The following is a 1645-nucleotide window of genomic DNA, read 5'->3' as shown; positions in this document are numbered from 1 at the left end:
TACCGAAATGGTCGAGTTGACCGGGTTGGGTTGCGTCGGATTTTCACAGGCCGATACGCCGCTCGCCGCCACGCCGCCGCTCGCCATGTAGCTGTCTTGCGGACGCAGCCAGACGGCGTAACCGTAAGTGGTCGCATATTGCAGCGCGCGCAAGAGCGTGCGGGTGTTCACGATCGGCGTATCGGCCTGTGAAAATCCGACGCAACCCGACCCGGTCAACTCGACCATTTCGGTGATCGCTTCGCCTTTGAGCCCTACGGTCAACGCGCCCAGCGGATACACGTGCGCCTTGTTCAGCTTGTGCGCGCGAAAACGCAGCATTTCGACGAGACCAGGTTCATCGAGAACGGGATCGGTGTCCGGCGGACACACGAGACTCGTCACACCGCCGGCTGCAGCGGCGGCCATTTCGGATTCCAGCGTGGCCTTGTGCTCGAACCCGGGTTCGCGAAGCCGTGCGCTCAAATCGACAAATCCCGGCGATACCACGAGGCCCTTTGCATCGAAGGTACGTGCTGCGTAAAAGTCGGCGGGCGCATTGCCGATTCCCACGATCTTCCCCTCATCGATAAACACATCGGCGAGTGTTTCGGTGCCCGCGGCCGGGTCGATGACCGTGCCGCCCTGAATATGTATTTGCATTGGCTTAATCACTATTCCCGGCAACGATGCCCATTACCGCCATGCGCACGGCGATCCCGAAGGTGACCTGGTTGAGAATCACGGACTGCGGGCCATCGGCGACTTGCGAATCGATTTCGACGCCACGATTCATCGGTCCCGGATGCATCACGATGGCATCGGGCGCGGCGAGCGCAAGACGCTCGGGTGTGAGTCCCCACGACTTGAAGTACTCCTGCGCCGACGGCAGCAACGCGCCGCTCATGCGCTCGTTCTGCAACCGCAGCATGATGATCACATCGACGTCCTTCAGGCCTTCGTCGAGGTTGTGATACACGTGCACGCCCATCTCGTTCAGGTTGCTCGGCAACAAGGTGCGCGGCCCGATAGCGCGCACTTCAGGCACGCCGAGCGTGGTCAGCGCATGGATGTCGGAGCGCGCCACCCGCGAATGCAGGATGTCGCCGACGATCGCCACACGCAGGTTCCTGAAGTCCTTCTTGTAGTGACGGATCGTGTACATGTCGAGCAGGCCTTGCGTCGGATGCGCATGACGCCCGTCGCCGGCGTTGATCACGTGCACATGCGGCGCGCAATGCTCGGCGATCAGATACGGCGCCCCGCTCGACGCATGACGCACGACGAACATGTCGGCGTGCATCGCGGAAAGATTGTTGATGGTGTCGAGCAGCGATTCGCCCTTGCTCGTGGACGACGCATTGATGTTCAGGTTCAGCACGTCCGCCGACAATCGCTTCGCGGCGATCTCGAACGTGGTTCGCGTGCGCGTGGAGTTTTCGAAGAACAGGTTGAAGACCGACTTGCCGCGCAACAGCGGCACTTTCTTGATCTCACGGTCGGTCACGCTGACGAACTGTTCGGCGGTATCGAGAATATGCGTGACGATGGCGCGCGGCAGGCCTTCAATGGTGAGCAGATGCTTGAGTTCGCCGTTTTTGGTGAGCTGCGGATTGCCTTTGAGAAAGCCTGGGCGCGTCACCGCCGGCTTCCTGTCCGGCGCGCT

General features: G+C 61.3%; 1 protein-coding gene and 1 pseudogene. Both read right to left on the bottom strand.

Translation table 11 applies throughout. The features are described 5' to 3' along the window. Nucleotides 1-642, bottom strand: a pseudogene (locus tag ACRXB1_RS35700) (dihydroorotase); the annotation flags it as partial. A 4-nt stretch (nt 643-646) separates the two neighbouring features. Continuing rightward, nucleotides 647-1621, bottom strand: coding sequence for an aspartate carbamoyltransferase catalytic subunit (locus ACRXB1_RS35695; protein ID WP_086386791.1), 975 nt, complete (start codon nt 1619-1621; stop codon nt 647-649). Nucleotides 1622-1645 lie beyond the last annotated feature (24 nt).

It is taken from the genome of Caballeronia sp. M23-90, assembly GCF_053574605.1.
Note: the sequence above shows the minus strand (reverse complement) of the source record. Positions and strands in the feature narration are given on the sequence as shown.